The 15,546-nt window shown below is 64.9% G+C and carries 13 protein-coding genes; 6 read left to right on the top strand and 7 right to left on the bottom strand.

Features of this window, described 5'->3' with window-relative positions; all coding sequences use genetic code 11:
- Positions 1-64 precede the first annotated feature (64 nt).
- The 6 genes from L1P09_RS01640 (at position 65) to L1P09_RS01615 (ending at position 8,428) form a co-directional block, all read left to right on the top strand.
- Complete coding sequence (locus L1P09_RS01640; RefSeq protein ID WP_029885025.1) at positions 65-583, top strand: RNA polymerase sigma factor; 519 nt, start codon at positions 65-67, stop codon at positions 581-583.
- Positions 580-1,536 (top strand): FecR domain-containing protein, encoded by a 957-nt coding sequence (locus L1P09_RS01635; RefSeq protein ID WP_054881576.1) that lies wholly within the window; start codon positions 580-582, stop codon positions 1,534-1,536. Before L1P09_RS01640 ends, L1P09_RS01635 begins: the two co-directional genes overlap by 4 nt.
- Positions 1,537-1,669: 133 nt before the next feature.
- Positions 1,670-4,102 (top strand): TonB-dependent siderophore receptor, encoded by a 2,433-nt coding sequence (locus L1P09_RS01630; protein ID WP_054904273.1) that lies wholly within the window; start codon positions 1,670-1,672, stop codon positions 4,100-4,102.
- Between the two features lie 158 nt (positions 4,103-4,260).
- Positions 4,261-5,373, top strand: a complete 1,113-nt coding sequence (locus tag L1P09_RS01625; RefSeq protein WP_009683341.1) for a PepSY-associated TM helix domain-containing protein — start codon at positions 4,261-4,263, stop codon at positions 5,371-5,373.
- On the top strand, positions 5,370-5,546 hold the full coding sequence (locus L1P09_RS01620; RefSeq protein ID WP_009683340.1) for a hypothetical protein: 177 nt from the start codon (positions 5,370-5,372) through the stop codon (positions 5,544-5,546). The genes L1P09_RS01625 and L1P09_RS01620 overlap by 4 nt, the downstream gene beginning before the upstream one ends.
- A gap of 71 nt (positions 5,547-5,617) precedes the next feature.
- Entirely contained in the window at positions 5,618-8,428 is a 2,811-nt protein-coding gene (locus L1P09_RS01615) for a dermonecrotic toxin domain-containing protein (protein WP_192441499.1), read from the top strand.
- On the opposite strand, the gene L1P09_RS01610 is transcribed toward L1P09_RS01615, so the two are convergent.
- Genes L1P09_RS01610 through waaF form a run of 7 tightly spaced genes read right to left on the bottom strand, consistent with a single transcriptional unit; the run spans position 8,389 to position 15,349 of the window.
- A complete protein-coding gene (locus tag L1P09_RS01610) occupies positions 8,389-9,831 on the bottom strand; it encodes a lipopolysaccharide kinase InaA family protein (RefSeq protein WP_235768362.1) in 1,443 nt (480 codons plus the stop codon). The two genes, L1P09_RS01615 and L1P09_RS01610, sit on opposite strands and share 40 nt — an antisense overlap.
- Entirely contained in the window at positions 9,831-10,583 is a 753-nt protein-coding gene (locus tag L1P09_RS01605) for a lipopolysaccharide kinase InaA family protein (protein WP_054913385.1), read from the bottom strand. The genes L1P09_RS01610 and L1P09_RS01605 overlap by 1 nt, the downstream gene beginning before the upstream one ends.
- Complete coding sequence (locus L1P09_RS01600; protein WP_054904277.1) at positions 10,580-11,314, bottom strand: lipopolysaccharide kinase InaA family protein; 735 nt, start codon at positions 11,312-11,314, stop codon at positions 10,580-10,582. The genes L1P09_RS01605 and L1P09_RS01600 overlap by 4 nt, the downstream gene beginning before the upstream one ends.
- Positions 11,314-12,120 carry a lipopolysaccharide core heptose(I) kinase RfaP gene (rfaP, locus tag L1P09_RS01595; RefSeq protein WP_054904278.1) on the bottom strand — a complete coding sequence of 269 codons (807 nt, stop codon included), beginning with the start codon at positions 12,118-12,120 and terminating at the stop codon, positions 11,314-11,316. Before rfaP ends, L1P09_RS01600 begins: the two co-directional genes overlap by 1 nt.
- Positions 12,117-13,241, bottom strand: a complete 1,125-nt coding sequence (locus L1P09_RS01590) for a glycosyltransferase family 4 protein (protein WP_235768360.1) — start codon at positions 13,239-13,241, stop codon at positions 12,117-12,119. Before L1P09_RS01590 ends, rfaP begins: the two co-directional genes overlap by 4 nt.
- A complete protein-coding gene (gene waaC / locus L1P09_RS01585; RefSeq protein WP_029885035.1) occupies positions 13,241-14,299 on the bottom strand; it encodes a lipopolysaccharide heptosyltransferase I in 1,059 nt (352 codons plus the stop codon). Before waaC ends, L1P09_RS01590 begins: the two co-directional genes overlap by 1 nt.
- A complete protein-coding gene (gene waaF / locus L1P09_RS01580) occupies positions 14,300-15,349 on the bottom strand; it encodes a lipopolysaccharide heptosyltransferase II (RefSeq protein ID WP_009683332.1) in 1,050 nt (349 codons plus the stop codon).
- Positions 15,350-15,546 lie beyond the last annotated feature (197 nt).

Below are 15,546 nucleotides of genomic sequence, written 5' to 3'. Positions count from 1 at the left end.
TCCCCTCTGCAACAATCGCGAATAATTATCGTTAGTTAATGCATACGTTCCGGGGGGACGCTGCTTGCCTTCTGCACAGAGCCCACACGCCGATCTGGTTGGTACGCTGTACCGCGATCACCGCGGCTGGCTGCTCGCCTGGTTGCAACGCAACATGGCCTGCCGCCAACGTGCCGAAGACCTGAGCCAGGACACCTTCGTGCGCCTGCTAGGCCGCGAGCAGCTGGCCTCGCCCCGCGAACCGCGTGCCTTTCTTGCGGCCGTGGCCAAGGGGCTGATGTTCGACCACTTCCGGCGCGCCGCACTGGAACAGGCCTACCTCGCGGAACTGGCACTGGTGCCGGAAGCCGAACACCCCTCCCCCGAAGTACAGCACCTGATTCTGGAAGACCTCAAAGCCATCGACCGCCTGCTTGGCAAGCTGTCGAGCAAAGCCCGCGCGGCGTTCCTGCACAACCGCCTGGATGGCATGGGCCATGCCGAAATCGCCGAGCGCCTGGGCGTTTCGGTGTCGCGGGTGCGCCAGTACCTCGCCCAGGGTATGCGTCAGTGCTACGTGGCCCTGTACGGGGAGCCGACGTGAGCAACGCACCGGTTTCGTCGCGTGTACTGGAAGCTGCCATTGCCTGGAAACTCAACCTCGACGGCGGCAGCGACAGCCCTGCCGAACGTGGTGAGTTCATGCGCTGGCATGCCGCCAGCGAAGAACACGCGCGCGCCTGGCGACAGCTCGGCGCCATGGACCAGCGGCTCAGCGCAGCCGCCGGCCCGGCGCGCCAGGCGTTGCTGCAGTCGCGCGCCAGCCTGCGCCGGCGCATCGGCAAGGTGGGCGGCGGCCTGGCCGGCATGTTCCTGCTCGGCTCGCTGCTGGCGTGGGTTGGCGCACCGTCACTGGCGCCCAGCTACTGGCTTGCCGACCAGCGTACCGCCACCGGCGAGTTGCGCACCTTGCGCCTGGCCGACGGCACCCTGTTGAGCCTCAATACCCACACCGCGGTAGACATCGACTACGCCGGTGCGCAACGGGTGATCGTGCTGCACCAGGGTGAAATCTCGGTCGATACCGGCCACCAGGACCCCCGCCCGCTGCTGGTGCGCACCGACGATGGCCGCTTGCGCCCACTGGGCACGCGCTTCCTGGTACGTCGTGAAGCCGCAGGCACGCGCCTTGAAGTGTTGCAAGCGTCGGTCGCGGCCATGCCGCATAACAGCGGTGACGAGCAGGTGTTGCGCGAAGGCCAGCAGGTGCTGATGCATGCCGATGGCCTGGGCCAGGTCAGCGCAGTGCCGGCCGGTGCCGATGCCTGGACGCGCGGCATGCTGGTGGTCGACGACGTACGCCTTGGTGACTTGCTGGCGGTGCTGGGCAAGTACCGCAGCGGCTACCTGGGCGTGGATGCAGCGGTCGCCGACCTGCGGGTAAGCGGCAGCTTCCCGCTGACCGATACCGACCTGGCATTGGCCTCACTGGAGCCGGTGCTGCCGGTGAAGGTCGAGCGGCATACCCAGTGGTGGGTGAAGGTCACGCCCAGGTAGCGCTGTAGCAGCCTGATCGCAGGCGCCCCTGCTTTTACAAACAATTCTCACTTTTTTTCAGATTCGCCCTGTCACTTTTCGATTCTCGCTCGGCAAGGATGCAGCAAGCACTTACCCGTCGAGGAACCGCCGCATGTCCCGTGCCGTAGATCGTATCCTGCGCCCCAGCCTGATGGCCCTGGCCATCGGCATGGCCGCGCCGCTGGTCAGCCCTGCCTTGTTCGCCGCCGAGCAGTCCGCGCTGCGCGCCTACAACCTGCCCAGCGCACCGCTGGCCACTGCCCTGAACCAGATCGCCAGCCAGGCCGGTATCGCCCTGGCCCTGGACCCCGCGCTGGTCAGTGGCCGCACCTCGGCGCCGGTCAACGGCCGCTATGACGGCCTCGGCGCCTTGCAGGCAGCGCTGCTGGGCAGCGGCCTGCAATTGCAGCAGAGCAGCGCGGGCAGCTACAGCCTGGTCGCGGTGCCGGAGGGCAGCCTGGCCTTGCCGGAAATCACCGTGAACGCCAACAGCGCCATTGAAACCGCGTGGGGCCCGGTCGACGGCTACCTGGCCCAGCGCACGGCCGCCGGCACCAAGACCGACACCGCCCTGGTCGAAGTCCCACGGTCCATTTCCGTGGCGACCCGCGAGCAGATGAAAGACCGCGGCGTGCATAGCCTCGACGACGCCGTGCGCTATATGCCAGGCATCGTCTCTGCCAGCTTCGGCAGCGACACCCGCTATGACTGGATGCGGGTGCGCGGCTTCGAGCCCACCCAGTTCCTGGATGGCCTGCCGTTGCCACGTGGCGTGTACGCCAACCCGAAAGCCGAAACCTGGAACCTCGACCGCCTGGCGCTGCTGCGTGGCCCGGCTTCTTCGGTCTATGGCCAGACCCCACCCGGCGGCCTGCTGGACATGGTCAGCCGCCGCCCGCAAGCCGAAAGCGCGCATGAAATCGAACTGCAATATGGCAGTGACAACCACCGCCAGATCAACTTCGCCAGCACCGGCAAGATCGATGACGACGGCCGCTTGCTGTATGGCGTGAGCGGTGTGATCCGTGACAGCGGTACGCAGGTCGATCACATCGACAACAAGCGCTACAACATCGCCCCGAGCCTGACCTGGAACGTGGACGAAGATACCTCGCTGACCTTCCTTTCCCAATTCACCCGCGACGATACCGGGGTCACCAGCCAGTTCCGACCGATCCAGGGCACCAAGATCGACATGCCGTTCGGCAAGATCTCGCACCACAAGAACCTGGGTGACCCGAATTACGAATTCTACGACCGTACCTACTACGCGCTGGGCTACGCGTTCGAGCACCGTTTCAACGACGTGTGGCAGTTCCGGCAAAACTTGCGCTATACCAAGTCCGAGCTGTCGTTCCAGACGATCACCGTCAACAGCTACTTGCCGGAGTTCGGTATGGTCGTGGACGACCAAGGCAACGTGGGGCGTAGTACCACCAACGTTGACGAGGACATCAGCCAGTTCGCCGTCGACAACAACTTCCAGGGTGATTTCAGCACAGGCGCCATCAGCCACACCTTGCTGCTCGGCCTGGACCACCAACGTACCAACAACAATTTCCTGACGATCTATGGCGCTGCGCCACCCATCAATGTCAACGACCCAGTCTACGGTTTGCCGATCAGCAGACCCGACCGTTCCACTGCCTACTACGACTACGACCAGAAAACCATTCAGACCGGCCTGTACGTGCAGGACCAAATGGCGCTGGGCAACTGGCGGCTGACCTTGGGTGGTCGGGAGGACTGGGTACACACCGGTACAACGTTCTTCAACAAAGGCGACGCTACCAACACCCAGCGCGACAGTAACTTCAGCGGCAACGCGGCGATCAGTTACGTCTTCGATTCGGGGTTTGTGCCTTACCTGTCCTATGCAGAATCTTTCCAGCCCGCCAGCAAGGCCGATGCGGACCCACTGAAGTCGTTCAAACCAACCGAAGGCAAGCAGTGGGAACTGGGTGTCAAATACCAGCCCCCCGGTTCAAATACGTTGCTCTCGGCCGCGGTGTATGACCTGACTCAAAAGAATGTGCTGGTCACCAGCAACGACGGCAATACCAGTGTCACCAGCCAAACCGGCGAAGTGAAAGTCCGCGGCCTGGAGCTTGAAGCGGTTTCCGACGTTACCGACAACCTGAAGGTAATTGCCGCCTATACCCTGGCCAAATCCGAAGTGCAGGATGGCCAGTTCAAGGGCAACCGCCTGCAACTGATGCCTAACCAGCAGGCCTCGGTGTGGGGCGACTACACCTTCCACTCGGGCGTACTGGACGGCTTCGGCATCGGCCTGGGGGCACGCTACACCGGCAATACCTATGGTGACCAAGGCAACACCTGGCTGGGCAAGGCCAATGCCTACACGGTGTTCGATGCCTCGGTGCATTACGACCTGGGCCGCCTGGACAACAGCCTGAAAGGGGCGTCGGTCGCGCTCAATGCGAACAACCTGCTGGACAAGGACTACCTCTCCACCTGTGACTCGTACTACTGCTACTACGGCGACGAGCGGAGTGTCGTGGCCAGCGCCACCTACAAGTTCTGAGTGAGCCGGGGCCGCGTTGCGGCCCAATCGCCGGCAAGCCAGCCCCCACAGGTAAATCAGGACCCCGAGGACCTGCGCTGACCTGTGGGAGCTGGCTTGCCGGCGATTGGGCTGCGCAGCAGGCCCCTCCAATTCCTCAGGCAAAAAACGGTACCGTGATGAAAAGCCCAACCATCCGCCGCTGGTCAGCGGTCCACACCTGGAGCAGCCTGGTCTGTACCCTGTTCCTGCTGTTGCTCGCCCTCACCGGCCTGCCGCTGATCTTCCACCACGAACTCGAACACCTGCTGGGCGACGCCGCCGAACTGCGCGAAATGCCGCCCGGCACCCCGCACCTCGACCTGCAACAGCTGGTGCTCAAGGCCGAGCAGCACCGCCCCGGCGAGGTCATGCAGTACTTTGGTTATGAAGAAGACCAACCCGACGGCGTGGTGGCCATCACCGCCGCCACCGCCGGTACCGAGCCCAACCTGTCGCACACCTTCATGCTCGACGCCCGCACAGGCGAAGCGGTAGCCATGCCCGCCGCCAACGGTGGCTTCATGATGCTGATGCTGCGCCTGCACGTGGACATGTTCGCCGGCCTGCCGGGCAAGTTGCTGCTGGCCTTCATGGGCGTGCTGTTCGTCGTCGCGATCGTGTCCGGCACCGTGCTGTATGCCCCGTTCATGCGCCGGCTGGGCTTCGCCAGCGTGCGCCACGACAAATCCCGGCGCCTGCGCTGGCTCGACCTGCACAACCTGATCGGCATCGTCACCTTGGCCTGGGCACTGACTGTCGGTGTAACCGGCGTGATCAGCGCCCTGTCCGACCTGGTGATCGCTGCCTGGCGCAACGACAGCCTGGCGGCCATGGTGGCGCCCTACCGCAACGCCCCACCGCTGGGCGAACGCGCTGCGGCCAGCGACCTGCTGGCCATCGCCGAACAGGCCGCCCCCGGCATGCGCCCAGACTTCATCGCCTTCCCCGGTACACGCTTCTCCAGTGAGCACCACTACGCGGTGTTCATGAAAGGTGCCACGCACCTCACTTCGCACCTGCTGACCCCGGTCCTGATCGATGCACGCACGCTGCAAGTGACCGCCGTCGGCGAACGCCCCTGGTACATGGATGCCATGGGCCTGTCGCAACCCCTGCATTTTGGCGACTACGGCGGGCGGCCCATGCAGGTGCTGTGGGCAGCACTGGACGTGCTGACGATCATCGTACTCGGCAGCGGCCTCTACCTGTGGTGGACCAAGCTGCGCAGCAGCAGGGGGGCGCGCCCGTGAGCCACACGTCACGCAGCACCAGGCAGATCTTCGCCTGGCCTGGGCTCATCGCCGCGCTGGGTGCAGCCGGCCTGTTCGCCGCGCTGCTCGGGGACGGCGCCTGGGACGCCCTGGCCTGGCTGGGGCTGGGCATTCCGGCATGGCTCGGGTTCCGTGGGCTGAGCGGCAAATGAGGTAAACAGCTAACACGCCTGGATCAACAGCTGGGACCAAGCTGCACGGCCTGTTCACCGTGGAGCCCGCCATGAGCCTGACACACTTCAAGTCCTTCGATGCGCAATTGAGCGCCCTGCTCACCCCACCCCCAACGCCCGACCCGTCGCTGCCGCTGCTGAACGCACGGCAGCGCTACTTCGCCGACCTTGCGCAGTACTGGCTTGGCACCGCAAGCGGCGAAAGCCGGCGGGCACGCCTGGCTGCGCTGCTGCGCCAGCAACTGCTGGCGCAAATCGCGTTGCGCAGCGATGACCATACGCTGGGTTCGAGCCATGCCGAGCTGGTCACCTGCTGCGCCAACAGGCCGCTGCCCTCGCAGCGCCAGCATTTACCAGCCGCGCAACGGCCGCAGATCTACCGCCCCGTACTGGACATCACCACACCCAATTGGCGTAGCTACCTGCCCGGCACTTTCGTGATCGTCGAAGGCCGGCCCGAGGGCCGCATGCCAGACACCCGCAACACCACCGACTACGCGCTGCTGTGCAGCCTGTCCCATGGCATCGAAGCATTCGATAGCCTTGCCGAGCTGCACACCGAGCTTTGCGAACGCCTGGACGACGTGCAGCAAAGCCGGCCACTGCTGCGGCACATGAGCAACGAACACGATCGCGACAACGCCCGCAACGCCGAGCGCCTGCGCTATGAATGGTTCAACGAGGACATGATTCAGGCACAGGCTCAGGCCTTGATCGACGGCCAGCACGCCGCGCTGACCCAGGCCTGGCAGGAAGCTGCGCAGCAGGCGGCGGTGGACTGGCCCAAGCTGACAGCGGACCTGGCCGAGGCCGCCGATCTGCTGCCATGGGCCGACAGCCGCTCTGCGCTACAGACACGCTACGGCCTGCTGCTGGAGCGCAACTCGCCAGCCTGGCTGAAAAACGCCTCGGCACAGGGCCTCACGCACATCATGCAAACACTGCAAGAGCTGGTGATCGCCATCGACAAGGCGGCGGCACCCGGTATCCTGAGCCTTGAGCAATTCGTCGACCGCAATGGCCTGCTCGCCTGGACGCGTGAACGCCTGCGCACGCATCTGCGCCAACGTCACCAGCTGGATATCGACCCGCTCGGCGTGTATGTCAGCGTTACCCTGGCCAGGCCCATAGGCCCTGTGTTGCCGCCCAGCATTACCGGCCCCTGGATACCCGTCGCCAGCCGCCCGCAGGTTGGCGACAGCATCGAGCTGGTCCAGCAGACCTACCGCATCGACGAGCTGGCGCTGATCAACGTCAGCTTGCTCGATATCGACTACTGGTTGACGGCGAGGGTGCACGACAAGCAGGGCGTGACCATCGCTGGCGTCAGCCCAAGCCAGGTCAAGCAGCTGGTGCGTGAGCTGGATGTGGGTGAAAGCTACAGCCAATACCTGCGCACCCATTTGCTGACATCGCCGCAGGCACAGTGGCGGCAGGACAGTTATGTCGCCATCAGCCATGCGCGCATGCGCGCCGAAGCGGCCAAGGCGCACTATGCCGGCCACCTTCTCGAAGACCCGTTCGAGCGCGGGTTTGCCTGGATCACCACCTTGCTCGAATACCCGCAAAGCCATGCGCGCCAACAGGCAGACGTAGCGCAACTGAGCGTGCGCCAGTTGCTGATCGGTGGGCATACGCTGCAAGGCATCATGCTGGTCACCCCAGACAGCCCAGGCTTCGCCCGCTTCATCGTCTACACCCCGGACGCCCCGGACCGCCGCGCCTGGCGTGAGTTTCGCAATACCCGGCACATGCTCAAGACCCTGCGCAAACAACCTGCCCTGCGCGATTACCTGAAAGACCGCCTGCCGCTGGCCGACCGTGAGCAAATCGAGCTATGGCTGACCAAAGGCGGCATGGGGCCCCATGTACAACGCCCGACGATCACCGGCGATTTCCAGCAGGCCCGCTACCTCGCGGAAGTGAATGCCATGCTGGCCGCGGTCGATGCCAGCACCAACACCCGGCGGGAACTGCTGACCGAGCTCGGCCTGCGCGGGCTGACGCTCATTCTGGACTTGATCAGCTTCGTGTTGCCCAACCGGGCACTGGTGGCGGTATCGTTGGGGCGTTCGATCCTGTCGGTGATCGATGCGCACAAGGCCTTCAAGCAAGCGCAACGTACCGAGGTACTGAAGCACATCGTCGACGCCTTCACCTACGCCAACGACGCCGTCAACAACCTGGGTGGAACAACCGTGATGCGCCGCGCATTGCGGGGAATACCCTCGCCTCCACCGCTGAAGTTGCCGCCTTCGGCAAGCGTGAACATCAACCGTGAAAAACTGCGCTACCGCGTGGATGGCATTCACAAAGAAGGTATCTACGAGCAACCCTCGCCGTACCCCGGCATGAGCTTCTACTACATCCGGGATGCCAGCGGGGCTACATACCAGGTCGCTTTCGACGGCTACCGCTGGCGGGTAGTAGACCCGCGCATGCCAGACGCCTATACCAAGGTACCGGTCAAACGCCGCGAAGACGGCGAATGGGTAGTGGACTCTGTGGTGCTGTGGCATGACGGGCTACCCGACTTGCAGGCGCTGTTCAAAGCGTGCCAACTGCCCACGTACCCCGCTGGCGCCGAGCCAACCGACACCGCTGGGCTGTACCGCCTGGGCCGGGAGTACTTTCTGGTGGCAGGCAGCCAGGCGTTGCCGCTGCGCGCGCACTTGCTGGACAACCATTACCATTTGCTGATGCCCGGGCAACCGCACAGCAGGCCCATTGCCTGGGCCATTGTGCGTTGGCAGGGGGACCAGTGGCGCATCCGGGTTCGCCAGCCCGGCCGAAGCAGTGACTGGCTGGCGTTTCCAGACTGTTATTCGGTAAGCCGCGGCAACAGCCCGTCCAACCGCTGATGCAAGGCACTGCCACTTGGCCAGTTGCGCAGCAGCCGTGCCCGGTCGCGGGCATAGGCGGGGGCGAAGCTGAGCTGGGTGGCATGCTGGCACATGGCGTCCAGGTCGATCAGCGACCAGCGCCCGTTGTCCCAGAACAGGTTGTGCCCCTTGAAGTCGCCGTGGCTGATGCGCTCGCGGATCAGCTGCTGCATCACCTGCACCAACGCATCGAGCTGTTCTTGCGGGGCCTCGCCACTTTCCACGTAGGGCGCAAAGCACGCGGTCAGGTCTGGGCCATCGACATACTCGGTGACCAGGTAGGCACGGCTGCGCAGGCCCAGCACCCGCTGCTCCAGCACCGCCAAGGGGCGTGGCGTGGCGATGTCGAGAAACTCCAGGCGGTGCCCTTCGATCCATGAATGCCAGGCCCGGCTCGGGCGCCAGAAGCGCTTGAGCCAGTGCGCGGTGTTCTTGATGTTGTAGCGTTTGAGCACCAACTGCCGGCCATTCACCTCGATACGCGCCACACTGGCGGCGCCACCGGTCTTGTACAGGTGGCCTTGGTCGATCAAGGCATCGGCCTGTTCCAGCACCGGCAGCATGGCGGCCACCTCGCTGCGGCGAACCGCACGCAAGCCCGACAAGCTGCGCTGTACGCTGAACAGGCTGCATTCGCGCCCGGCCTTTTCCAGGTAGTCCTTCTGCCGCCAGCTGCGCACCTTGTCCACCTGCTTCTGCAAGGCTTCCAGTGGCAGCGCGTGCTCGGCATTGGCCAGCAGGTAATGCACCAGCAACTCTTCGATGAACGGTTCCAGGCGCTTGGGCAACTGGGCGAAGAATACCCCGAGGTTTTCCAGCACCCGCGGGCGCGAGAGTTGCTGGCCAGGGGTTTCGGCCTTGATGCCGGCGCCATCGATCAGGTACAGCTTGCCGGCGTGGCGCAGCAGGTTGTCCAGGTGCAGGTCTTCCTGCCACAGGCCTTTGGCGTGCATGTGCGCCACGGCCGTCAGCGCCTCACCCAGCACCTGCTGCTGCGCGTCGGCCAGCACCGGCAGGTTTTCCACCGCGCCCCAGGCATCGGCCAGGCTTTGGGCACCGTCGAGGAATTCAAACAGCAGCCAGCCACCTTCGCCTTCCCTGAGCCCGTCGGCCAGCAGCCTGGGCGTGGTCAGCCCCTGCCCGGCCAACAGCTTCACGCCCTGCAATTCGCGCTGGAAATGCCGCGCCGCGTTAGCACCCACCAACAACTTGGCCAGTACCGGCGTCCCGCGCCACACACCGGCGCCGACATAGCGCTGGCCCGGTAGCACACGCAACAGGCTGAGCAGCTGCAGGTCGGCGCTGCCGGCGGCATCGGCCAAGGTCAGGGTCAGCGGCAGTGACGGGCTACGCCCGGCAGCCTTGAGTTCAGACAAACGCATCAGCGGGCCTCTTTTTCACGACGGCGTTGCGTCAGGCGTTGCAGCCAGGTGTCGACCAGCGTGCCTTCGGCGGGCTGCGCCAGGTAGCTGGCCAGCAAGGTGCGGACATCCGCCTCGCTCCAGGCCCGGGCGCGGCGTAGCAGCGGCTCCAGGTCTTTGAGGCGGTCACGCATGCCGAACAGCAACGGCCGGGTCTTTTCCAGGTCGATCAGTTGGGCGTCCCACCCCTCGCGGCGCTGGCGCAGAAAGATGTGCTTGGGGTAGAAGCAGCCGTGCACCTGGCCGGCGCCGTGCAGGGTACGCGCCAGCTGGCCGCACGCCTGCAGGATGCCGTTGCGTTCGGCCTCGCCCAACTGCGGCCATTGGCCCAGCAGGCTGTCGAGGTCGGCCCACGCGTCCAGGGCACGAGTCATCAGAATCGCCCGGTGCTGGCCGCCCTGCTTGCGCTCACCGTAGAACACCGCCTGCAAGGCCGGAATGTGCAACTTCTGATAACGGCTGATATTGCGGAATTCGCGGGCGAAGGTTGGCTCGCCAAACGGCCGGTGCAGGGTGCGGGTCAGGTAGTCGCACTGGCGCTTGAGGTAGTACCCCTTGCCTTCGAGCTCCAGGCGGAACACGCTGCTCCAGCCGCCACGGCCGGTGTTGGGCTCGTCCACGGCGTCCAGTTGCAGCGCCCACAGCGCCTCGAAGTCATCCAGCCCATGGCGTTTGAGCAGCGCGAGTTCTGCGCTGGCCAGGTAGTCGGTCATTCCCTTCCCTCGAAAAAGCCCAGCACCTGGCGGATGCGTTTCTTGTCGCGCGCATCAAGCCGTTTACGGTCACGGTACTGCAGGTAGAAACGCAGGCGCTGGGTAGCCGAGAGGTGGTACTTGGCCACCTTGTCCAGGCAGGCCAGGTCTTTGATCAGCCGGTGCCGCCACATGAACCCGCGCCAGAAATCGCCGGTGGGGCAGTCGATGAAGAACAGCGTGCCTTGGTCATCGACCAGCAGGTTGCGCCACTTCAGGTCGTTGTGGGCGAAACGGTGTTCGTGCATCACCCGGGTATGGCGGGCCAACTGGCGGCTGATATGGTCGACCCAGGTGCGATCGGCCAGCCGCGCATCGTTGCGCTCGGCCAGTGCCGACAGGTCTTCGGTGTTGGGCAGCTCGCGGGTGATCATCGCCCCGCGGCCAAAGGCCAGGCCATTGCGCTCAAGGCCCCAGGCCACCACTTCGGCGGTGGGAATGCCCCACTTGGCGAACTGCTTGAGGTTCTGCCATTCGGCCTTGATGCGCGGCCGGCCCAGGTAGCGGCGCATGTGCTTGCCGGCACCGGTGTACCGCTTGACGTAATAGTTGACCCCATCACGCTCGATGCGCACCACCTCGCTGAGCGGGTCGCGGGTCAGGCGTTCGCCTTGAATGGCAAATACCGCATCGAGGCTGCCGAAGTCCGCCGCCAGGTGTTGGTAACCCGGCGCCAGTGTCCAACTCGCCATTAGAGTGCATCCCCATAGCGTTGCTTGCGATCGTAGAGTTTCTGCGCCTTGCGCTCCAGCCAGGCCAGCAGCGCGGCTTCGTCCTTGAGGACTTGCCGCAGCGGGCGCTGGAAGTAAGCGCGCAGGAAGCGCAATTTGTCGCGTTGGGTAAGGCCGATGTCCAGCGCCGAGAAGTACAGCGCCGCCAGGTCCTTGTCACGCCAACGCCGGCTGATTGTCGCCCGGGTTTGCGCGCGGTGCAGGTCGATCACCGACAGTTTGAAATCATCCGCCGTCACCGCGCGGTCAGTGTGCAGCAGGAAGTGGCAGATGTAGCAGTCGCGGTGGTTGACCCCGGCGCGGTGCATGCCGCCGGTCATTTTCGCCACCTCGGCGATCAGCGCATGCTTCAGGCGCGGCTCGGGCGGCTGCCTGGCCCAGTCGATGCTGAAGTCTTCCAGGCTGATGGTCGGCGCCAGCTCTTCGGTGATGATGAACGAATGTTGCGCGGCGGGGTTGCTGCCGCGCTCACCGTAGGCGACCGCGGTCATGGTTGGCACGCCCGCTTCATGCAAACGCTGGATCGCCTGCCACTCCTGGCCGGCACCGAGCACCGGCAGCTTGGCGGTCAGCAGGTTCTTGAAGATCTCGCCCCAGCCGATACCGCGGTGGATCTTGACGAAAAAGCCCTCGCCAGCCACCTCGGTACGCAGCGTGCGGCGGCCTTCGAGTTCGCGGTAGACCTCACCTTGCAGCGCCTCCACGGCGTCGAAGGCATCGCGCCCGGCCCACAGGTGTTTGAAGGGTTCGGCCAGTATCAGCTTCATGCGGTTTTCTGCCCCAGGATCACGTCGGCAGCATGCTGCGGCATGCTGTACAGATCGGCGGTTTCGGCGAATGCCAGTCCGTTGCGCGACCAGCTGGCGCGGGCCTGCGGGTCTTCCAGCATGCGCTGCAGGTAGCTGTTGAGCTGGTCCTGCTCGAACGGCTCGTCCAGCACCAGGCCACTGTCGGCCTCGGCAATGTAATGGGCATAGCCGCACACCCTGGACACCAGCACCGGCAAACCGGCCACCAGCGCTTCGAGCAGCACTGTACCGGTGTTTTCGTTGTACGCCGGGTGAATCAGCACGTCGGCACCCAGCAGAAAGCGCGGGATGTCGCTACGGCCCTTGAGGAACTGCACCTGGTCGCCCAGGCCCAGGGTAGCGCTTTGCAGCTGGAATACCTTGGGGTCGTCCTGGCCGATGACCATCATCCGGGTGCGCTTGCGCAGCGCCGACGGCAGTGCCGCCAGCGCCTTGAGGCTGCGGTCCACGCCCTTGGTCTTGAAGCCCGAGCCGATCTGCACCAGCAGCAGGTCACCCTCGCCCAGGTTGAACTCCTTGCGGAACTCGGCGCGAATCTCGGCGGCATTGGCCGGCGCGCGGCGGTCCTGGGAAATGCCCGGCGGCAACAGGTGGAAGCGCTCCAGCGGGGTGCCGTAATGCTTGATGAACAGCGGCTGCTGCACTTCGGAAATCATCAGCACTTCGGTATGCGCGTCCTTGGCGAACACCGCACGCTCGTACTCGGCAAAGTGCCGGTAGCGGCCCCAACGGCGGTACAGGCCGCCACGCAGGGTTTGCGCCTTGTCCTCGAAGCAGCCGTCGGCGGCGTAGTACACGTCCAGCCCCGGCATCTTGTTGAAGCCGATCAGGCGGTCGACCGGGCGCTTGGCCAGGTCGGCGGCCATCCAGGCACTGAGCTTCTCGTTGCGCCGGTGGTTGAAGACCGCCTTGACCGGCGCCACCAGCACCTCGAAGCCTGGAGGAATGTCGCCCTCCCAGATCAACGTGTACACACGGATCTGGTGGCCGCGCTTCTGGCACTCCAGGGCAATGCGCATGAAGTCGCGTTGCAGCCCGCCAAAGGGGAAATATTTGTAAAGTACGAAAGCCAGTTGCATCAACGGACATCCTCAGCCAGCAGCAACGCGCTCAAGCGGCTCGCCACATGCTCGGGATTCAGGCGAGTGAAGCACAGTGGCCACTCGCGTTTGAGATCGAACCGGGCCAGGTCATCGGCGCTCGGTTTGTAGGTGCACTTCTTCTGCAGGCAGGGCGCGCAGGGCCAGTCACTGGCCTGGTGAATCTGGGTCCGTCCGTAGGCGCCGGTCAGGCCCGGGTTGGTCGGGCCGAATAACGAAATGGTCGGCACATCGAGTGCCGCGGCCAGGTGGCCCAGGCCGGTATCGACCGCCACGCAGGCCTTTGCCGCTGCCAGCACGCGGGCCACACCGGCAAGGTTCAATTTGGGGAGCACCTGGCAATTGTTCAAGCCTTGGGCAATGCGCTCGGCCCGCGCCTTCTCCGCCGGGTTGCCCCACGGCAGGCGCACCTCCAGCTTGCGCCGGCCCATGCGCTCGGCCAGTTCGCGCCAATAGGCTTCCGGCCAGTGCTTGGTCGCCCAGGTGGTGCCATGCAGGAACACGACATAGGGCGCCGCTGGCGGCAGTTGCAGGCGCTCGAGGTCCAGGCCGTAGTTGCCGATGCCTTCGGGCAGGTCGTAGGCCAGGGCCATGGCGAACAGCTGGCGCACCCGCTCGACCGCATGCTGGCCGGTAGCAACCGACAGGCGCCGGTCATAAAAGCGGCTGGCCCAGCCTTCACGGGCCGAATAGCGGTCCAGGCCAGCCACCGGGGCCTTCACGTAGCGGGTGAGCCAGGCCGACTTGACCAGGCCCTGGGCGTCGATCACCAGGTCGTACTTGCGCGCGCGTAAGCGCTGCTTGAAGGCCTTCCATTCGCCGCTCTTGAGGGTTTGCCAAAGGTTCTTGCGCCAGCGGCGGATGGCCACCGGGATGACCTGGTCGACCGCCGGGTGCCAGCTGGGGATTTCGGCGAAGCCTTCTTCCACCACCCAGTCGAACCGGATGCCCGGGAGCGCATGGGCGGCATCGGTCAGTGCCGGCAGGGTATGGATCACGTCACCCAGGGATGAGGTCTTGATGATCAGTACCCGCACTTAGTCGACCTCGGCCACGGCATCGATCAGGTCCGGCCCGCTCAGGCTATGCAGGGCGGCGATGACTTTACCGGGCTCCAGCAGGCGCAGGCAGTTGTAGTGGCCGAAGCGGCAGGTGCGGTCAAAGCAGGGGCTGCACTCGATACCGGTGCGCACCACTTCCACCTGTTCGGCCAGCGGTGGGGTGAAGCCGGGCGAGGTGGAGCCATATACGGCCACCAGCGGGCGGTTGAGCGCAGCCGCCACGTGCATCAGCCCCGAGTCGTTGGACACCACGGCCTGCGCGCACGACATCAGGTCAATAGCCTCGGCCAGCGAGGTTTCACCAGCCAGGTTGGCCGACTCTTCGCGCAACCCCGGGATCAGCCGGTCGCGGATCTGTTCGCCCACCGGGTGATCGTTTTTCGAGCCGAACAGCCATACCTGCCAGCCCTGGCGGATCATCGCATCCGCCACGGCGGCATAGTGTTCGGCCGGCCAGCGCTTGGCCTCGCCAAACTCGGCACCGGGGCACAGCGCCAGTACCGGGCGGTCGAGCTCCAGGCCGAACTTGGCCAAGGCGGCCTCGCGGCTCTGGGCTTCGATTTGCAGGTGCGGGCGCGGGTACGGTTGCGGCAATTCGGCACCAGGGGCGTAGGCCAGGGCCATGAAACGCTCGATCATCAGCGGGTAGCGGGCCTTGTCCAGCTTGCGCACGTCATTGAGCAGGCCGAAACGCATTTCGCCGCGCCAGCCGGTGCGTTTGGGAATGCCGGCGAAGAAGGGGACCAGCGCCGACTTCAACGAGTTGGGCAGCAGGATGGCCTGGTCGTACTGGCCGGCCAGGGACTTGCCGATACGCCGCCGCGTGGCCAGCTCCAGTGCGCCGTGGCCGAGCGGAAAGCTCAAGGCCTGGCGCACTTCGGGCATGCGTTCGAGGATCGGCCGGCTCCACTCGGGGGCCAGCACGTCGATCACGCAGTCGGGGTGCTGCTGTTTCAGGCACTGGAACAGGGTCTGCGCCATCACCATGTCGCCGACCCAGCTGGGGCCAATGATCAGTATTCTCATGCTTAGTCCAGAAACGCTCGGGGAGGCTACAGGCTGCGGTTCAGCCTGGCCTCCCCTCTTTATATTCAGGCTATGTGGCGGACAGTGTACCACCGGTGGTGAAGCATGAGCCTTTGGGGCTGCTTTGCAGCCCATCGCGACACAAGGCCGCTCCTACAAGGGAATGCGTTCTCCTGTAGGAGCGGCCTTGTGTCGCG

The organism is Pseudomonas juntendi (genome assembly GCF_021560075.1).
GTDB lineage: Bacteria > Pseudomonadota > Gammaproteobacteria > Pseudomonadales > Pseudomonadaceae > Aquipseudomonas > Aquipseudomonas juntendi.
Note: the sequence above shows the minus strand (reverse complement) of the source record. Positions and strands in the feature narration are given on the sequence as shown.